17 protein-coding genes are annotated in these 17,750 nt (G+C 39.9%); 14 read left to right on the plus strand and 3 right to left on the minus strand.

The genetic code is table 11. The features are described from left to right. The 8 genes from ACVRZH_RS01335 (at nucleotide 1) to ACVRZH_RS01370 (ending at nucleotide 6,133) form a co-directional block, all read left to right on the plus strand. Complete coding sequence (locus ACVRZH_RS01335) at nucleotides 1–1,293, plus strand: sensor histidine kinase (RefSeq protein ID WP_447453520.1); 1,293 nt, start codon at nucleotides 1–3, stop codon at nucleotides 1,291–1,293. Nucleotides 1,294–1,682: 389 nt separating this feature from the next. After that, on the plus strand, nucleotides 1,683–2,534 hold the full coding sequence (ispE, locus tag ACVRZH_RS01340) for a 4-(cytidine 5'-diphospho)-2-C-methyl-D-erythritol kinase (protein ID WP_447453521.1): 852 nt from the start codon (nucleotides 1,683–1,685) through the stop codon (nucleotides 2,532–2,534). Between the two features lie 121 nt (nucleotides 2,535–2,655). Next, complete coding sequence (locus tag ACVRZH_RS01345) at nucleotides 2,656–3,099, plus strand: zinc-dependent MarR family transcriptional regulator (protein WP_447453522.1); 444 nt, start codon at nucleotides 2,656–2,658, stop codon at nucleotides 3,097–3,099. Nucleotides 3,100–3,116: 17 nt separating this feature from the next. Beyond that, the gene (locus ACVRZH_RS01350; protein WP_447453523.1) at nucleotides 3,117–3,824 is read left to right on the plus strand and encodes a metal ABC transporter ATP-binding protein; all 708 of its coding nucleotides are present in this window, start codon (nucleotides 3,117–3,119) and stop codon (nucleotides 3,822–3,824) included. After that, nucleotides 3,817–4,626 (plus strand): metal ABC transporter permease, encoded by an 810-nt coding sequence (locus ACVRZH_RS01355; protein WP_447453524.1) that lies wholly within the window; start codon nucleotides 3,817–3,819, stop codon nucleotides 4,624–4,626. Before ACVRZH_RS01350 ends, ACVRZH_RS01355 begins: the two co-directional genes overlap by 8 nt. A 530-nt stretch (nucleotides 4,627–5,156) precedes the next feature. Next, entirely contained in the window at nucleotides 5,157–5,444 is a 288-nt protein-coding gene (gene relB, locus ACVRZH_RS01360; RefSeq protein WP_447453525.1) for a type II toxin-antitoxin system RelB/ParD family antitoxin, read from the plus strand. Further along, entirely contained in the window at nucleotides 5,434–5,781 is a 348-nt protein-coding gene (locus ACVRZH_RS01365; protein ID WP_447453526.1) for a type II toxin-antitoxin system RelE/ParE family toxin, read from the plus strand. The genes relB and ACVRZH_RS01365 overlap by 11 nt, the downstream gene beginning before the upstream one ends. A 181-nt stretch (nucleotides 5,782–5,962) precedes the next feature. Beyond that, nucleotides 5,963–6,133, plus strand: coding sequence for a hypothetical protein (locus ACVRZH_RS01370; protein ID WP_447453527.1), 171 nt, complete (start codon nucleotides 5,963–5,965; stop codon nucleotides 6,131–6,133). A gap of 548 nt (nucleotides 6,134–6,681) precedes the next feature. Here ACVRZH_RS01370 and tyrS read toward each other — a convergent pair. Next, a complete protein-coding gene (tyrS, locus tag ACVRZH_RS01375) occupies nucleotides 6,682–7,941 on the minus strand; it encodes a tyrosine--tRNA ligase (RefSeq protein ID WP_447453528.1) in 1,260 nt (419 codons plus the stop codon). A gap of 103 nt (nucleotides 7,942–8,044) precedes the next feature. Between tyrS and pbp1b the strand changes: the two genes are divergently transcribed. From pbp1b to ACVRZH_RS01390, 3 genes are all read left to right on the plus strand, one after another. After that, a complete protein-coding gene (gene pbp1b, locus ACVRZH_RS01380) occupies nucleotides 8,045–10,489 on the plus strand; it encodes a penicillin-binding protein PBP1B (protein ID WP_447453529.1) in 2,445 nt (814 codons plus the stop codon). 417 nt (nucleotides 10,490–10,906) lie between these two features. Further along, entirely contained in the window at nucleotides 10,907–11,368 is a 462-nt protein-coding gene (locus ACVRZH_RS01385; protein ID WP_447453530.1) for a CtsR family transcriptional regulator, read from the plus strand. A gap of 104 nt (nucleotides 11,369–11,472) precedes the next feature. Next, nucleotides 11,473–13,908 (plus strand): ATP-dependent Clp protease ATP-binding subunit, encoded by a 2,436-nt coding sequence (locus tag ACVRZH_RS01390; protein ID WP_447453531.1) that lies wholly within the window; start codon nucleotides 11,473–11,475, stop codon nucleotides 13,906–13,908. An 83-nt stretch (nucleotides 13,909–13,991) separates the two neighbouring features. Here ACVRZH_RS01390 and dhaQ read toward each other — a convergent pair whose 3' ends face one another. Both dhaQ and dhaS read right to left on the minus strand, forming a co-directional pair. Further along, nucleotides 13,992–14,981, minus strand: a complete 990-nt coding sequence (gene dhaQ, locus ACVRZH_RS01395; protein ID WP_447453532.1) for a DhaKLM operon coactivator DhaQ — start codon at nucleotides 14,979–14,981, stop codon at nucleotides 13,992–13,994. Beyond that, complete coding sequence (gene dhaS, locus ACVRZH_RS01400; protein ID WP_447453533.1) at nucleotides 14,974–15,537, minus strand: dihydroxyacetone kinase transcriptional activator DhaS; 564 nt, start codon at nucleotides 15,535–15,537, stop codon at nucleotides 14,974–14,976. Before dhaS ends, dhaQ begins: the two co-directional genes overlap by 8 nt. 156 nt (nucleotides 15,538–15,693) lie before the next feature. Between dhaS and dhaK the strand changes: the two genes are divergently transcribed. From dhaK to dhaM, 3 genes are all read left to right on the plus strand, one after another. Further along, a complete protein-coding gene (gene dhaK, locus ACVRZH_RS01405) occupies nucleotides 15,694–16,683 on the plus strand; it encodes a dihydroxyacetone kinase subunit DhaK (RefSeq protein WP_447453534.1) in 990 nt (329 codons plus the stop codon). A gap of 72 nt (nucleotides 16,684–16,755) precedes the next feature. Further along, on the plus strand, nucleotides 16,756–17,331 hold the full coding sequence (gene dhaL, locus ACVRZH_RS01410) for a dihydroxyacetone kinase subunit DhaL (RefSeq protein WP_447453535.1): 576 nt from the start codon (nucleotides 16,756–16,758) through the stop codon (nucleotides 17,329–17,331). Next, nucleotides 17,331–17,705 carry a dihydroxyacetone kinase phosphoryl donor subunit DhaM gene (dhaM, locus tag ACVRZH_RS01415; RefSeq protein WP_447453536.1) on the plus strand — a complete coding sequence of 125 codons (375 nt, stop codon included), beginning with the start codon at nucleotides 17,331–17,333 and terminating at the stop codon, nucleotides 17,703–17,705. The genes dhaL and dhaM overlap by 1 nt, the downstream gene beginning before the upstream one ends. Nucleotides 17,706–17,750: the final 45 nt, after the last annotated feature.

Below are 17,750 nucleotides of genomic sequence, written 5' to 3' on the forward strand. Positions count from 1 at the left end.
ATGATGACGATGAGTTTGAGTTTGGTTACCCATTTGATTGTCCTCTTGGTGTACAAGCAGGTCAGTCGCATCAAGGTAGACTGGCATTGGTACATCTTATTGCCTATCTTCTTTACGTTGTTAAAAGGCTTCTTACCTTTTGTATACGTGGTGTCATACCCTATTGTCTTGATTTGTTTGTCAAATTGGTGGGATCCGCACAAGAGTTGGAATCTACATCTTTTTTATGGTGTTTACGCGGTGTTCATTCAGCTTTTCTTAACCCGATTTTTGTTAGATAGTAGCACGCTTTTTCTACCGGATGGGGCAAAGATGTCAGTGGTATTATTTTTTATTGTTGAACTAGTTATTCTGCCCCTAAACACCTGTTTTCTACACTTAGTCAATGTCAATTTTGCAACCTTACGGTCAATTTTTGATTACAGTTATTTGAGAGATTTGCTACTACCTTTAAATATACTGATGTCTAGTGGTTATTTGATGTTGTCAGGTTTGTTATTAGTCCAGGGCAATGTGATTGATTTGTCCTTGTCACAGCGTCAGTTGTTAGTCTTTTTGTATCTGATTGTGTTTTTGCTAATGCTTTTTCACCTCATTCGCCAACTGATTGCCATGGCGGAACGTGCTCTGTTGGAACAAAAGGATAAGCAGTTGTCTGATTTAGCTTCTTATAGTAAACACGTTGAGTCACTCTATAAGGAAATTCGTTCGTTCAGACATGACTATGCCAATATTTTGATTAGTTTAAAACTAGGTATTGATGAGCGTGATATGGACATGGTTCAAAAGGTTTATGATGGGGTCTTGGCAAGTACGGGTCAGAAATTCCAACAGGCTAAATATGATATTGGTCGCTTGATGAATATCAAGGACGATGCGATTAAGAGTGTTTTATCAGCCAAATTGTTAGAAGCACAGAGTGAGGGGATCAATATTGTGTTAGAAGTTGGTGAAGAAATCGGGAAACCGAATATGGATTTGCTTGATTTTATCACTGTTTTGACCATTCTCTGTGACAATGCTATCTATGAAGCCAAACACACGCAAAGTGCCAATGTCACGATTGCTTATTTTCAACAAGGAGAGGCCAAGGTGCTTATTGTGGAGAATAGCACCAGAGATGAGGTCGTTAACATTTCCAAAATTTTTGAAGATGGTTATAGCACCAAAGGGGAAAATCGTGGTATTGGCTTAGCCAACGTCCGCCAAATCGCAGACAGTGACCCAAAAGTCACTATCCAAACCTCAAGCCGCAACCATGTTTTTAGGCAGACCTTGGAAATGTGGGATTAAAACAGTCAGGGGAGTGACTGTTTTAACCCGAGCCAAGAAATGTAAAAGCGAGGCAGTCAGGGGAGTGACTGTTTTAACCCGAGCCAAGAAATGTAAAAGCGAGGCAGTCAGGGGAGTGACTGTTTTAACCCGAGCCAAGAAATGTAAAAGCGAGGCAGTCATGGGAGTGACTGTTTTAACCTGAGCCAAGAAAGGTGACAAGGCGAGCTATCGGAATACGTGTTTCATCTGAAAACAAATCTTATGAGTGGTTGTTCAAATGTTTGAAAGGTAACTAATTTGGTATTTATTGGGAGCCAAATTGTATGAGAGAATACTGTTTAGCTTTGTCTTACGCTATTATTTTGTGTTATAATTGTACGATGAATGATTGTGTAAAGGAGTAAGCCATGGAAATTATTGAAAAAGCACCAGCCAAAATTAATTTGGGTCTAGATATTTGTGGCAAGCGTGACGATGGTTTTCATGAATTATCCATGATTATGGTCAGTGTTGACTTGAACGATTATGTGACGGTATCTGAGTTAGATGAGAATGTCATTTGTATCGAATCCAATAATTTGAGAATGCCGTTGGATGATAAAAACGACATTTATAAAGCGGCCCATCTCTTGAAAGAGACTTATGGCATCACTAAAGGTGTTCATATTCGTCTGGACAAGCAGATTCCTATTTGTGCTGGTCTAGGTGGTGGTTCAAGTGATGCTGCTGCAACTTTGAGAGCCTTAAATCAGCTTTGGGACTTGAAATTATCACAAGAAGCTCTAACAAAGATTGGTTTTGAGGTGGGAAGTGATGTTCCTTATTGCCTTAGTGCAGGTTGTGCCAAAGTTTCAGGAAAAGGAGATATCGTTGAACCTTTACCTGTTGGTTTATCTGGCTGGGTGGTTTTGGTCAAACCTGATTTTGGTGTATCCACTCGAACGATTTTCCGAGAAATCAAGCCACAAGACATTTCGCGCGTGGATATTGCAGGGATTGAAGAGGCCCTTCAGACAGACAATTACAATTTACTATTAGAAACTATGGGTAATTCACTAGAAGATATTACGATTTCCAAGAGGCCATTCATCCAAAAAATTAAAAATCGCCTGATGAAAGGTGGTGCTGATATTGCCTTGATGACAGGTAGTGGTCCAACCGTCTTTGCCCTATGCAGTAGTGAAAAGCGGGCTGACCGTCTTGTCAATAGTATGAAAGGCTTTTGCAAGGAAGTATATAAAGTGCGGTTATTGGCTTAGTATGTCAGGAGAGTTGCCTCTCCTCTTTTTTTGTGATAAAATTAACTGGTTAATAATATGATATCTCATGATAGTCATAGTGTGATTATCATAGGGTTTGAGGTCTAAGGGAGGGCGTTAGATGTCTTTAGCGCATGATATTGATCAGTTGGTCAATCAAATTTTGGTCAAGGCTGAAAATCAGCATGAATTATTGATAGGAGCTTGTCAAAGTGATGTCAAGCTGACGAACACGCAAGAACATATTTTAATGCTTTTATCAGAAGACATGTTGACCAATAGTGACTTGGCAAGGGAGCTTAAAGTCAGTCAAGCAGCTGTTACTAAGGCTGTGAAATCGTTGGTTAACCAAGGGCTTCTACAAGCGGTAAAAGACAAGGTTGATGCACGTCTCACTTATTTTAAACTAACAGAAGAAGGACTTCCGATTGCACATGAGCATAGCCACCATCATAGACATACTTTGTCTGTTTACGAGGCTTTGTTGCAGGAGTTCGATACGCAAGAAAAAGAGACGATTCATCGCTTTGTAACTGCTTTGTCCCAACAATTAGACCAACATTGATAGACTAGGAGAACGAAATGCGATATATCACTGTAGCAGATTTATCATTTCAATATGATGCCGAACCTGTCTTGGAGCACATCAACTATCACTTAGATAGTGGTGAATTTGTGACAATAACAGGTGAAAACGGAGCTGCTAAATCAACACTAATCAAGGCAACATTGGGGATTTTGACGCCTAAGTCAGGGCAAGTTGAGATAGCAACAACCAATACCAAAGGGAAAAAACTGAGATTGGCTTATCTACCACAACAAATTGCTAGTTTCAACGCTGGTTTTCCAAGTACAGTCCATGAGTTTGTGAGATCAGGAAGATACCCAAGAAAAGGTTGGTTTAAGCAATTGAATGAACATGATGAAGAACATGTTAAGGTTAGTTTAGAGTCTGTCGGCATGTGGGAAAATCGTCATAGGGCTATCGGTAGCTTGAGTGGTGGTCAAAAACAGCGTGCGGTTATCGCACGGATGTTTGCTAGCGACCCAGATATTTTCATTTTGGACGAACCGACGACTGGGATGGATGCCGGAACGACAGGAACGTTTTACGAGCTCATGCACCATAGTGCTCACAATCATGGCAAATCAGTCTTGATGATTACACATGATCCAGATGAGGTCAAAGCTTTTGCCGACCGCAATATTCACCTGGTCCGAAATCAAGACTTACCTTGGCGTTGCTTTAATGTCCATGAAAATGATAGCAAGGAGGAAGGCCATGCTTAGTGATATTTTAGCCTTGGACTTTATGCAACGTGCCTTTATGGCAGTGATTGCAATTAGTATTTTTGCACCGATTTTGGGCCTCTTTTTGATTTTGCGTCGGCAAAGTTTGATGAGTGATACCTTGAGTCATGTGTCTCTTGCGGGTGTCGCTTTTGGATTAGCCTTGGGAGTGTCGCCAACTTGGACGACAATGTTAATTGTCTCTATTGCGGCGGTGGTTTTAGAATACTTGCGAACAGTCTATAAACACTATGTTGAAATCTCAACGGCTATTTTAATGTCAATGGGTCTTGCTCTATCTTTAATTATCATGAGTAAAGTGAGAAGTACATCAGGGATTAGCTTGGATCAGTATTTATTTGGATCTATTATTACAATCAGTCTAGAACAAGTTTATTTCTTATTTGGTATTGCTGTAGTTGTTTTGGGATTAACCATGCTTTTCTTAAAACCGATGTATATATTGACTTTTGATGAGGATACGGCTTTTGTTGATGGGTTGCCTGTTCGAGCGATGTCTATTGCTTTTAACGTCGTGACAGGTATTGCCATTGCCTTGATGATTCCAGCAGCAGGGGCTTTATTGGTCTCAACGATTATGGTACTACCTGCAAGTATTGCCATGCGTTTGGGTAAAAGCTTCAAATCAGTTATTGGTCTAGGTATCTTGATTGGTTTTGTTGGTATGGTTTCGGGCATTATGATTTCGTACTGGGCTGATACACCAGCTAGTGCTACGATTACCATGATTTTTATCGTTATTTTCTTGCTTGTTAGTTTTTTGGATAAATTGATGAAATAGCACGCTAAAAAACACAATAATGTTAAAGAAGATCAATACTTAGAGTATTTATGATAATGCATAACACCCAAAAGCCTTACAAATGGCTTTATTATAGGGGTTTAGCGCACCCTTTTTGTAGTGGTTTTCGGATTGTTTGGGTGCAGTTATCTTTTTTTCAAAACGGACGAATAAGGTGAACTCTTGACTAAACTTGACTTTTTTTATCTCGTTACTGCGGACTTTTTCACGTCAGAAACTCGTTACAAAACGTGACTTTTTTATGTTCAGGAAGCTATTGAACTCCGAGAAATGACAAAAAGGCTCCCCTTTATTTTTTATCGGGGGTAGGAATGTTCGGGAATAAACAACGCTGCCCTTTTCTGTACACAAAATTCCCTTTTTAGAAGTTTTTTGACCTGTAAAAAAGCCGAAAACAAAGGTTTTTAAACGATTTTTAGCCCAAAAACCTACCCCAAAAGAACAACGAATATATTTAACTATACAGATATAGTCGGTAAGTGATATAATAGCATTGAGGAGGGACTAATATGCAAGTCTTAGAAAAAAACACGCAGGTTAACTTTAAAACCAACAGTGAATTACTGGAAAAAGCTAAAGCCATTATAACGGCTCATAATCTAGACATGACAGCTAGCTTTAATTTGTTTTTAGAAAATATAGTACAAAACCAAGCCCTACCTTTTGAGACTGACACCGATAAAGAACGGGCTGAACTACTCGCGGGGTTACGGGCTGAAATTGCCCAAAGTTTTAAGGATTTAGAAAATGGGCGAGTGTATAGCGCTAGTGAAGTGAGGGCAAACCTTGGTATCTGATAACAAACCTTATAGCCTTATTATTTCTGAAACCGTACAGGAACAGTTAAGAAGTATTAAGGACTATATAGCTGACAATTACTTTTCAGAACAGGCAGGAGCTAACACCGTCAACAATATTCTTCACGGGTTAGAACGTCTTGAACTTTTCCCAGAAGCAGGGTTTAACGCAGATGAAAGAGTAGGGGAAATGATTTACCCGCCATATAATACCCGTTGCATTGTTTTAGGAGACTATCTAGCTTTTTATCACATTTTAGAAGATAAAAAAGCCATCTTTATTTCTGACATTATCCATAGCAAACAAGACTATATCCGACTGTTTAAGAAAAAATAAGCGCCTTATTTTAGGGTGTTTTTACAACTCTTAGACCACGTTAGAGGACGACCTGCTTTCAAAGTATAACGGTATTGTTTAGGCTGTTTTTACAAACCATAGACCACGCGCAGGTAAGGGGAAAAGCCGACTTAAAGCCGACTCCCTTGTTATATATCCGTTAATATTATTATAGCATAGGGTGGCAAGTATTGAATATGGTCTAGTAAGTATTTCTAGTGATTGGTATCTGACATTATCTGGAGTTGATTATAACCGTGATGATGGTTTGCTGACCTGGTGGCAACGTGAAGCACCGTATGAGGCTAACGAGATTATAAAAGGCGTTAACGGCATTCCTAACGTCCGATAACGTGCTATTCTAATCATGACCTATATATTACCTATGAGAGCAAATAACAAGGAACAGGTAGACATACTAGGCATTAAAACAAGTACTATCATCTAGCCAAATCAAACGCCTTAATCAGCTTTGCCAAATCGTACAGAGACGGAGAGCTTGAAACGTTGTCAGATTAAAAATAAGATACGCTAAGACTTGCCTTTTGTGTTGGGCAGTATAATAATTTGACTACTGATGACTAGCAGGGCTTAGAATGGCTTATACGGATACAGTAAGAAACAGTAGGATATAGTAAAATACAGTACACGCGCAAAAATGAAAATATAATCACCGGTGCGCGTGGTTATGCTATAATAGATTTATCAGCAATCAAAAAAAGCACGTTTGACCGTGCTAGTTTCTTGCCTACTGAACTCGTATTTTTTAGACCTTAACGGGTCTTTTTTTGTTCCCCTTTTTGTGGACTTTGGGGGAGTAAATAAAATGCTCTAAAGAATAGTGATTTTTTTAAAAAATCAGTTATATCAAGGTTTTAGGGGGGTTAAAGTGATATAAAACTACTTAAATTTCAAAACAAAGTATTTTTTCTTACCACGGCGAATAACGGTTAGTTCACTATCGATTTTATCGCTGTCAGATAAGGTGTAATCAAGGTCTTGGATACGCTCACCATTGATGTAGATGGCACCGTTTTGGACATCTTCACGAGCTTGGCGTTTTGATGTGACAACACCAGCTGTTACTAAGAGTTCCACAATATTGAGATTGTCTTCTGGTGAGACAGTGTAGTTAGGGACATTGTGTAAGCCTTGTTTGAGTTCTTTAGCTGAGAGGTTTTTGATGTTGCCAGCAAAGAGTTGCTCTGTGATATTAACAGCTTGCTTGTAAGCTTCTTCACCGTGAACAAGTGTGACAACTTCTTTGGCTAAGGTTTTTTGAGCTAGACGTTCATGAGGAGCGGCTCCGAATTGCTGACGAATGTCTTCGATTTCCTCTAATGTTAGGAAGGTGAAAATCTTGAGGAAACGAACGGCATCGGCATCCATAACATTGAGCCAGAATTGGTACATATCGTAAGGTGATGTTTTGCTCGCATCTAACCAAACAGCATTACCTTCTGATTTACCGAATTTTTTGCCAGTTGAGTCTGTAATCAAAGGTACAGTCATAACATGTCCAGTCTTATCAGCCTTACGACGAAGTAGTTCGGTACCTGCTGTCATATTACCCCATTGATCAGAACCACCGATTTGTAGAGTCACATTGTGTTTATCATTAAGCTCGTAAAAGTCATAGCCTTGCATGATTTGGTAAGCAAATTCAGTGTAAGAAATCCCTGTCTCGATACGTTTTTTAACGGATTCTTTGCTCATCATGTAATTAACGGTGTAGAATTTACCAACATCTCTGAGGAAATCAATAAAGCTAATGCTTGAAAACCAATCGTAGTTGTTGACCATCTCAGCCTTGTTATCACCATTGTCAAAGTCTAGGAAGCGTGATAACTGGCCTTGGATTTTTGTTACCCAACCATCGACGGTTTCTTTGGTTTGAAGGCTACGTTCGGCGTCTTTAAATGATGGATCTCCTATAAGACCTGTGGCCCCACCGACAAGAGCATAAGGTTTATGACCAGCTAATTGTAGGCGACGGCTAGTGAGGATAGCCACAAGGTGACCAAGGTGTAAACTATCAGCTGTCGGATCATAGCCTGTATAATAAGACACCTGCCCTTCTGTTAAGGCTTTGATAAGGGCTTCTTCGTCTGTTGTTTGAAAGACCAAGCCACGTGCTTTGAGTTCTTCAAAAATATTCATAGGCTATCTCCATTTCTATTTATCATAAGGACTATTATAGCAGAAAAAGCTTGTCGTATGCAAGTTGAAAGAAATTTGCTATAATGTGGGTTGAGGTATTGTTATGTTTAAAAAATCACACCAGAATGAAACAAAAGTGAGTGGTCCTTGGCGTCTATCAGATGTGGGCATGATTTTACTCCGAACGATAAAACTTGTTTTAGATTACATTTATATTTTAATCATCTTATTTGGTATGTTGGGTTTAGGTGTCTCTTTGGGTTATTTAGCTAGTCAGCTAGACGATGTGGAAGTACCTCAAAGGGACGAATTGGTTAATCGTGTTAGTGCTTTGACACGTTTGTCGGATATGCGCTTCTCAGATGGCAGTGTGATTGCAACGGTTGATACGGACCTGTTAAGAACGCCTGTTGCGGGAGAGGACATCTCAAATCATGTCAAGCAAGCCATTGTAGCAACGGAAGATGAAAATTTCTTTGACCATAAAGGTGTTGTTCCTAAGGCTGTTTTTAGAGCAACATTAAGTAGTTTAGTTGGTGTCGGTGCGACAAGTGGTGGCTCAACGCTGACGCAACAATTGATTAAGCAACAAATTTTAGGAGATGACCCAACCTTTAAGCGTAAGTCAAAGGAAATTATTTATGCCTTAGCTTTAGAACGTTACTTGAGCAAAGAAGATATTTTAACGGATTATCTGAATGTGTCTCCTTTTGGTCGTAACAACAAAGGGCAAAATATTGCTGGCATCGAAGCAGCGGCTCAAGGGATTTTTGGGGTGTCTGCTAAGGATTTAACTATTCCTCAGGCAGCATATCTCGCGGGCTTGCCACAAAGTCCAATTGTTTATTCACCTTATACATCAACAGGTCAGTTAAAAACACCTGAGGACATGGCAATCGGTCTACAACGCTCGCGTAATGTCTTGTATAATATGTATCGTGCGGGTTTTTTAAGCCAGACTGATTATGAAAGTTATAAACAATACGACCTTTCTAAAGATTTTAGAGCACCTGAGGCAATTGTACAAGATGCGCATGATTATCTCTACTACACAGTCTTAGAAGAAGCACAGAAACATATGTACACATATCTCTTGAAGCGAGATAAGGTGTCTGCGCTTGAACAGAAAAATGAAGATACCAAGGCAACATATAGACAACTTGCGTTACAAGAATTGAGACTCGGAGGTTATCATATCACGACGACGATTCATAAGTCAGTTCATGAAGCTATGCAAAATGCAGCGGCAACTTATGGTGGTCTCTTAGATGACGGTACAGGTTATGTGGAGATGGGCAATGTCCTCATGGACAATAAAACAGGTGCTGTCCTAGGTTTCATTGGTGGCCGTAACTATCAGCTCAATCAAAATAACCATGCCTTTGATACCAAGCGCTCAACAGGCTCTAGTACAAAACCTATCTTTTATGGCATTGCGATTGACCAAGGTTTGATGGGAAGTGCTAGTCTCTTGTCAAACTATCCAACGACTTTTTCGAGCGGGCAAAAAATCATGCACGTTGACCATGAAGGAACGACAATGATTACTCTCCAAGAAGCTTTGGATATGTCTTGGAATATCCCAGCATTCTGGACTTATCAAGTCCTTCGTCAAAAAGGTGTTGATGTCTATGGTTATATGAGTCAGTTAGGCTATGAGATTCCGGATTATAATATCGAAAGTCTGCCGCTTGGTGGTGGCTTAGAGGTTTCGGTTGCGCAACAAACGAGTGCCTATCAGATGATTGCTAACAATGGTTATTATATGCCTAGACATATGGTATCTCAAATTACGGATAGTCAAGGCAATGTGATATACCAGCACGAAGCACAAGGTAAACAAATTTTTAGCCCAGCGACTGCAACAATTATGCAACAGATGTTGAGAGGGCCTTTAACTTCAGGTTTAACAACTTCTTTCCGTAGTCGCCTATCGGCTCTGAATGGTCAGTTGGCTGGAGCTGATTGGATAGGTAAGACAGGAACGACTAACAACTATTCTGATGCGTGGCTCATGTTAGCGACGCCAACAGTATCTTTGGGCTCTTGGGCAGGTCATGACGATAATGCTTCCTTGAGAGAATTAACAGGTTTTAACAATAATGCCAATTATATGGCACATTTGATCAACGCCATTCATCAGGCAGACCCATCGATTTTTGGTATTGGTGAGCGATTCAATTTGGACAGTAGTGTAATTAGTAGTACAGTCTTAAAATCAACTGGACTCAAACCAGGTAGCTTTACTTACAATGGCAAAACCTACAGTATCAATGGTGAAACAACAACCAGCTACTGGGCAGTTAATGGACCAGGATTTACTACCTATAAGTTTGCCATGGGAGGTACAGAGAGTGATTATCAGAAAGCTTGGAATAGAATATTAGGTAATCAATTGTCATCCAGTGAGAAAAAGCCAGTTGTTCCAGTTGCGAATGAAGAAAAAAAATCGACTGATGTTAAAGATGATAAAAAAGAGCCAGCTAAACCTGAGGAAGTTTCTGAGGAGCCTGCTAATGAAGAAGAGCCGATTGAGTCTTCTGAGTAGTGTGTTTTCTGTTTCACGACTAGTCTTTATTTTCAATTAGATATCAAAAATTGCTAACTTATTCCGATGTCCGATGCGTTCATTCGTTATCAACAGATGTTGCTTTGGGCAATATCTTGATCACGAGTTAAGCAAGAAGTTTTGTGGATTAAGATTATGATAGAGTTCGCCATAACCTTTCTTGATGGTCGTTGATTGGCAGATGTGGCCGCGTTTGCTGCTACATTTCATCAATCAAACCTTGGAGATTATGGGAACTCTTTTTGAATGGTTTGGGTTTTGTTGTTGCTCTACACTCTCTGACTTGATAAAGAATGCTTATCTTGCTATAATAGTCAAGAATGGTCAAATCAGTCATAATCATATATTTTAAATTGGTTTTTATCTAAGGTTGAACCTTGGGAAAGGAGGATGGCTATGGAGCCCAAAAATACATCTGATAGTATCGAAGAATATATCAAACGCCTCTTGCTTCAATCTGGTGTTGCAGAGTTGAAAAGAAGCCATCTCGCAGAATTTTTCCAAGTTGTGCCTAGTCAGATTAACTATGTGATTAAGACGCGCTTCACTGAGAGTCGTGGCTATGTGGTTGAAAGTAAGCGTGGTGGTGGTGGCTATATCCGAATTGCCAAGGTTGAATTTTCAAACAAACATCATTTACTAAACGAGTTAGTAGCAAGTATTGGTGACCAGATTAGTTGGCCAGTTTTTGGCGATTTGGTTCAGTTGTTGTTTGACGAGGGGATTTTAACAGAGCGTGAAGGTAATATTATTTTAGCCAGTGCGGAAGATGATGTTCTAGGTCCTGAATCCTCTCGGATTAGAGCGCGTTTATTACGCAAATTACTGCAACGTATTGACCGTAAGGGGTTCGATTAAGGCCGTGATAAAAAAAACGAGGTCTCTGAACGACGAACAAGAGAGTAGTGAGAATAGTGTACTCACTCTCGTACCTATTTGATGAATAATGAGGAATAAGTAAAATGACATTTTCCTATAAGATGCAAGAAGTTTTTCGCGTAGCCCAGTTTCAAGCTGCGCGTTTTGATAGTTTATATTTAGAGACATGGCATGTTTTGTTGGCCATGGTTGATGTTCAGGAGTCTGTTGCAGGTTTAGCCTTCTTAGAATTTGAACCGTCTATTCCAGTTGAGGAGTATGAGGCGGCAGCTATTTTGCTGTTAGATAAGTCTCCAAAAACAAAACCAAAAATCGATATAAAATCTCATTCACGTGCTTTACAGGAAGTCTTAAGTTTGGCAGAAATGATTTGTCAGGTTGTTTCAGCAGATGAGATTGGAACAGAGCATGTGCTTCTAGCGATGCTTCAACAATTGGATATTCTCTCAAATCGTTTGCTGGAAATGGCAGGCTTCAAGGGTAAAGAAAGCGGTGATAGTCAACCACGTCTATCTGATTTGCGTAAGGCAGTCGAGCGTCAAGCAGGTTTTACGAAAGAGCAGATTAAGACAGTGTTAGAATTACGTCGTCCGAAAAAACCAAAAGGGAGTAACTTCTCAGACATGATGAAGCCACCAACAACGGTTGGTGAATTATCAGAGTTTACAAGGGATTTGAGTGAGATGGCGCGACTAGGTAAATTGGAGCCAGTCGTTGGACGAGATAAGGAAATCAGTCGCATGGTTCAAGTCCTTAGTCGTAAGACCAAGAACAATCCAGTCCTCGTGGGTGAAGCAGGTGTTGGTAAAACGGCTCTTGCCTATGGTTTGGCACAGCGCATTCATTCAGGGATGATACCTTATGAATTAGCGGATATGCGTGTTCTAGAATTAGACATGATGAGTGTCGTCGCTGGGACTCGTTTTAGAGGTGATTTTGAAGAACGCATGAACCAGATTATTGCTGACATTGAAGAAGACGGCAAGATTATTCTCTTTGTGGACGAGTTGCATACGATTATGGGTTCTGGTAGTGGTATTGATAGTACCTTAGATGCTGCCAATATTTTAAAACCAGCTCTCGCTCGTGGTAGTTTGCGTATGGTTGGAGCGACAACTCAGGATGAATATCAAAAGCATATTGAAAAAGATGCTGCTTTATCCCGTCGTTTTGCTAAGATTTTAGTAGAAGAACCTAATATAGATGATGCAATAGCTATTTTAAAAGGTATTCGTGATGGTTTGGAAGAGTATCATCGCGTTACGATTTCAGATGAAGTGGTTCGCTTAGCGGTGACCTCAGCCAAGCGTTATTTGACTAGCAAAAATCTCCCTGACTCCGCGATCGATCTTTTGGATGAGACTAGCAGTATGGTCCAAACTATGATTGATAAACAAGCCCCTGCTTTTTTAACTGAGATAGACAAGGCTTTGCTGGATGGTGATATGAAACGTGTGGGTGATTTACTAGCTGTTGATGAGTTAGACAATACGATTGCTCCAACAGTAGTGACAGAAGAAGCCTTGCTGGCGACATTGAGTAAACTATCGGGTATTCCAACAGAAAAATTGAGTCAAGCAGATAGTCAGAAATATCTTCATTTGGAACAAGAATTGCATAAACGTGTCATTGGGCAAGACCAAGCTGTTTCAAGTATTAGTCGTGCCATTCGCCGTAATCAATCAGGGATAAGAACAGGTAAGCGTCCGATAGGTTCATTTATGTTCTTAGGGCCAACAGGAGTCGGTAAGACAGAGCTTGCCAAAGCCTTGGCAGAGGTTCTCTTTGATGATGAGAGTGCTCTCTTACGCTTTGACATGAGTGAATATATGGAAAAATTTGCGGCCAGTCGTCTCAATGGTGCCCCTCCAGGCTATGTAGGTTATGATGAAGGGGGAGAATTGACAGAGAAAGTCAGAAATAAACCTTATTCGGTCTTGTTATTTGATGAGGTTGAAAAAGCTCACCCTGATATCTTTAATGTCTTATTGCAGGTTCTTGATGATGGTGTTCTCACTGATAGTCGTGGTCGCAAGGTTGATTTCTCTAATACGATTATTATCATGACAAGCAACTTGGGCGCAACGGCTCTTAGAGATGATAAGACAGTTGGGTTTGGGGCTCGTGATGTTGCCACTGATCATCCTTCTATGGAGAAACGCATATTTGAAGAATTGAAGAAGACCTATCGCCCTGAGTTTATTAACCGTATTGATGAGAAGGTTGTTTTCCATAGTCTTGGTCAGGAGCATATGCGTGAAGTTGTTAAAATCATGGTTGCTCCACTGGTTGCTAATCTGGCTGAACAAGGTATTACTCTCAAGTTTCAAGCGACAGCTCTCAAATATTTGGCGGAAAAAGGCTACGATGTTGAGATGGGGGCTCGTCCACTACGTCGAACTCTGCAGGTTGAGGTTGAAGACAAGTTGGCAGAATTGATTTTGTCAGGTCAATTAAGTGCAGGTCATACCTTAAAAATTGGATTGCGTAAGGAAAAACTAACATTTGATGTGAGTTAATCTAGGCAGATAGTGATATCAGATAGAATAAAACCAACCCATTGTAATCAGTCCATAGATTACAGTGAGTTGGTTTTTATTTTTTACCAAGCGGGTGCTTGAGTGGCTGCATTGAGATAATCAAGCCATTGCTCATCTATTAAGCGACAGAGCGTAACGGATATACCTTTCATATCAAGACTTGTCATAAATTTCCCAGTTTTGATAAAAGGAATATCAAGACCTTCGAGTTCTAACAGCTGGCAGATATCGTTGACAAAAACAGCTTGTTCCAACTCAGATGTTGTACCAAGATTGTTAACCAGTAGAATAAAGCGTTCGTGCTCACGCCATCTAAATCGCAGTTTAAGTTTATTGACAATTTCGTTTGCTAACTCTTCAGAGGAGGATAGTGTTACAGTACGATAGCCTTCCTCACCGTGAATACCAATACCGTAAGAGATTTGCCCTTCTTTTAATGGAAATAGTGGTTCGATGGCCCCTGGTAGATGGGGCGCTGTTAAAGCAAAACCAATTGTTGCAATCTGCGTACTGATTTGTAAGCCGAGTGTCTCTAGCTCATCTAAACTAGCGCCATTTTGCGCAGCGGCCCCTAATAGCTTGTGCAATAAAATGGTACCAGCTAAGCCTCTATGACGCACTTGGAAGTTATTTTTGGTATCAACAGAGATGTCATCGTGAGAGACGACATATTTGACAGGAATATTTTCCTTTCTGGCAAGATGAATAGCTTCTTGAAAGACTTTGAGGTCTGCTTCAAAGTTTTTAACAATGGCAAAGACCCCTTTTCCTTTATTAACATGGCGAATAGCTGTTAGGATTTGTTCTGTTGTTGGTGGTATAAAGAGTTGACCATAAATAGCGGCTGAAAGCATACCTTCGCCAACAAATCCTGAATGTGCAGGTTCATGTCCACTACCCCCACCAGAAATAATAGGGATGATTGTTTCATCAGTAGTTTGATGATAGATGATAGGTTGTCCCTTTAATTTTTTAAGTTGAGGGTGTGCTTTGAGATAACCTTGAATGGCTTGACTTTTAAGTTGATGTGGTGTGTTGAGAATACTAGTCATTAGAAGTGTCCTTTACGGGTAAGATAGTTTGTGTCATCACTTTAACCAGATGGTTATAATGATGATGGATGTCAAAATTAGCCTTGCTACTGCTGACCTTAATCATATTAACCAGAGCATTGGCGTGATAATGAGTCAAAAAGCGGCGATACTCTTGGTCGAGGGAAAGTTGATGGATTGTTTGGTAATCAGTGATAATCTTATCAACTAAGATCATACAGTAATTGAGGAAAAAGGAAGAGAAATCATTCTGTCCCTTAATCTGAAAAAGCTGAGCATAGAAGGTTTGGTTAATCTCGAGATAATAGAGTAATTCTTCAAGTAATTTAAAACCACTGATATAGTTGAGGTTATCAGTGACTTGTTCTTGTAACTCGGTCTCAAAAATCCAGTCCATCAATTCATACTTATCAAGGAAGTGATTATAAAAGGTTTGCCTGCGAATTTGAGCTTCTTCCATAATATCGACTACGGATATTTTTTCAAATGATTTCTGACTAAGTTGTTTTTTGAAGGCTTTTGCAATCCGCTTTTTAGTAATTAGTGACGTTGCCATGCGACCTGCCTTATTTATTTTCTTACGTTAATTATACCTTAACAAACCTCTTTTTGAAACAAAAGGGACAAAAAACAAATCTTGTCCCTTTTCTTTTGGAGTGATTAAGCGTAAAATGAAAGCGTAAACAAAAAGAGTTATGTGGAGGACATAAACATGAAAAAAATTATCAACCAACCTGTTGATGTTGTTAACGAAATGCTTGAAGGGTTGACCTTTATGCATAATGACTTGGTAGAGCGTGTACCAGGTTTTGAGGTAATTGTTAGAAAAGCAGAAAAGACAGGTAAGGTTGCGCTTATCTCAGGAGGCGGAAGCGGACATGAGCCATCACATGCCGGTTTTGTTGGAGAAGGTATGCTTTCAGCAGCTGTTTGTGGAGCAGTATTCACATCACCAACACCAGACCAAATCCTTGAAGCGATTAAAGCCGCAGACGAAGGTGCGGGTGTCTTCATGATTATCAAAAACTATTCTGGAGATATCATGAACTTTGAGATGGCTCAAGAAATGGCTGAAATGGAAGGCATTGAGGTTGCAAGTGTTGTTGTAGACGATGATATTGCTGTTGAAAACAGTCTTTACACACAAGGCCGTCGTGGTGTAGCTGGTACTATCTTTGTACATAAAATCTTGGGTTATGCAGCACGCGAAGGCAAATCACTTGCTGAAATCAAAGCTCTAGCAGATGAATTGGTAACAAACATTAAAACAATCGGTCTTGCTCTTTCAGGTGCGACTGTACCAGAAGTTGGTAAACCAGGTTTCGTTCTTGAAGAAGATGAATTTGAATACGGTGTTGGTATCCACGGTGAACCAGGTTATAAGAAAGAAAAACTCCAACCATCTAAAGAATTAGCTAAAGAGTTGGTTGAAAAATTGGCTGAAAGCTTTGAGCTTAAAGCTGGTGATAAATTTGGTGTACTTATCAATGGACTTGGTGCAACACCATTGATGGAACAATATGTCTTTGCTAATGATGTTGCTAAACTATTGACTGAAAAAGGTGTTGAAGTGACTTACAAAAAAATCGGTGACTACATGACATCAATTGATATGGCTGGTTTATCATTGACATTGATTAAACTTGACAATAAAGCTTGGACAGAAGCATTGAAAGCACCTGTAACAACAGTAGCTTGGTAATCAGATCTGGGGGAGTCCCATTTATCAAGACTCCTCCTTCTCTTTTTAAGGCATTATGGAAAGGAAAATAAAATGACTGTAGAAAAGACACTACAATGGATGACATTATTCAATGAGAAAATTCAAGCCAATAAAGATTACTTGAGTGAGCTTGATAGCCCAATCGGAGATGGCGACCATGGTGGTAATATGGCACGTGGGATGGCAGCTGTGATGGAAAACCTTGATGGAAAAGAATTTGCCTCTGATGCTGATATTTTGAAGATTGTTTCGATGCAATTGATTAGTAAAGTTGGTGGTGCGTCTGGTCCACTTTATGGTTCTGCATTTATGGGTATGACGAAAGCAAGTCAATCTGGTGCCAGTCTTGTTGAACAACTTGAAGCTGGTCTTGAAATGATTCAAAAGCGCGGTAAGGCAGAAGTTGGTGAAAAAACGATGGTTGATGTTTGGGTACCAGTGATTGCTGCACTTAAAGAAGGAAAATTGACAACAGATCTTATTAAAGAAGTGGTAGAAGCTACAAAAGATATCCAAGCAACTAAAGGACGTGCCTCTTACGTTGGTGAGCGCTCTATTGGTCATTTAGATCCAGGGTCATATTCGTCAGGTCTTCTCTTTGAAGCTTTAGTAGAGGTAGGTGTATAATGAGCGATTTAGGTATGATTATTGTGTCACATTCTAAAAATTTGGCACAAGGTATTGTTGATTTGATTGGTGAAGTGGCAAAAGACGTTGAGATTACCTATGTTGGTGGTCTTGAAGACGGCAGTATCGGTACAAGTTTTGACCAAGTCCAAGAAATTGTTGACAATAATAGCAAGGAAACTCTCTTAGCCTTCTTTGACTTGGGCAGTGCTCGCATGAACATGGAAATGGTTGCTGATTTTTCAGAGAAAAATATCATCATCAATACTGTTCCAGTTGTAGAAGGTGCTTATACTGCAGCAGCTCTCATTCAAGCTGGGGCAGATTTGGCGACAATCCAAGCTCAATTGGAAGAGTTAGCTATCAATAAATAGTTTTCTCTTTTAGGGTGTCCCAAGATGTCATTATGGTTAATATCT

The organism is Streptococcus fryi (assembly GCF_053206505.1).

Bases quoted from the DNA above. Each gene is read 5' to 3' on its own strand.
- pbp1b (WP_447453529.1), top strand. From the start codon at position 8,045: ATGTTTAAAAAATCACACCAGAATGAAACAAAAGTGAGTGGTCCTTGG.
- ACVRZH_RS01335 (WP_447453520.1), top strand. From the start codon at position 1: ATGATGACGATGAGTTTGAGTTTGGTTACCCATTTGATTGTCCTCTTG.
- dhaS (WP_447453533.1), bottom strand. From the start codon at position 15,537: ATGGCAACGTCACTAATTACTAAAAAGCGGATTGCAAAAGCCTTCAAA.
- dhaK (WP_447453534.1), top strand. From the start codon at position 15,694: ATGAAAAAAATTATCAACCAACCTGTTGATGTTGTTAACGAAATGCTT.
- ACVRZH_RS01355 (WP_447453524.1), top strand. From the start codon at position 3,817: ATGCTTAGTGATATTTTAGCCTTGGACTTTATGCAACGTGCCTTTATG.
- relB (WP_447453525.1), top strand. From the start codon at position 5,157: ATGCAAGTCTTAGAAAAAAACACGCAGGTTAACTTTAAAACCAACAGT.
- ispE (WP_447453521.1), top strand. From the start codon at position 1,683: ATGGAAATTATTGAAAAAGCACCAGCCAAAATTAATTTGGGTCTAGAT.
- dhaM (WP_447453536.1), top strand. From the start codon at position 17,331: ATGAGCGATTTAGGTATGATTATTGTGTCACATTCTAAAAATTTGGCA.
- dhaQ (WP_447453532.1), bottom strand. From the start codon at position 14,981: ATGACTAGTATTCTCAACACACCACATCAACTTAAAAGTCAAGCCATT.
- tyrS (WP_447453528.1), bottom strand. From the start codon at position 7,941: ATGAATATTTTTGAAGAACTCAAAGCACGTGGCTTGGTCTTTCAAACA.
- dhaL (WP_447453535.1), top strand. From the start codon at position 16,756: ATGACTGTAGAAAAGACACTACAATGGATGACATTATTCAATGAGAAA.
- ACVRZH_RS01385 (WP_447453530.1), top strand. From the start codon at position 10,907: ATGGAGCCCAAAAATACATCTGATAGTATCGAAGAATATATCAAACGC.
- ACVRZH_RS01350 (WP_447453523.1), top strand. From the start codon at position 3,117: ATGCGATATATCACTGTAGCAGATTTATCATTTCAATATGATGCCGAA.
- ACVRZH_RS01390 (WP_447453531.1), top strand. From the start codon at position 11,473: ATGACATTTTCCTATAAGATGCAAGAAGTTTTTCGCGTAGCCCAGTTT.
- ACVRZH_RS01345 (WP_447453522.1), top strand. From the start codon at position 2,656: ATGTCTTTAGCGCATGATATTGATCAGTTGGTCAATCAAATTTTGGTC.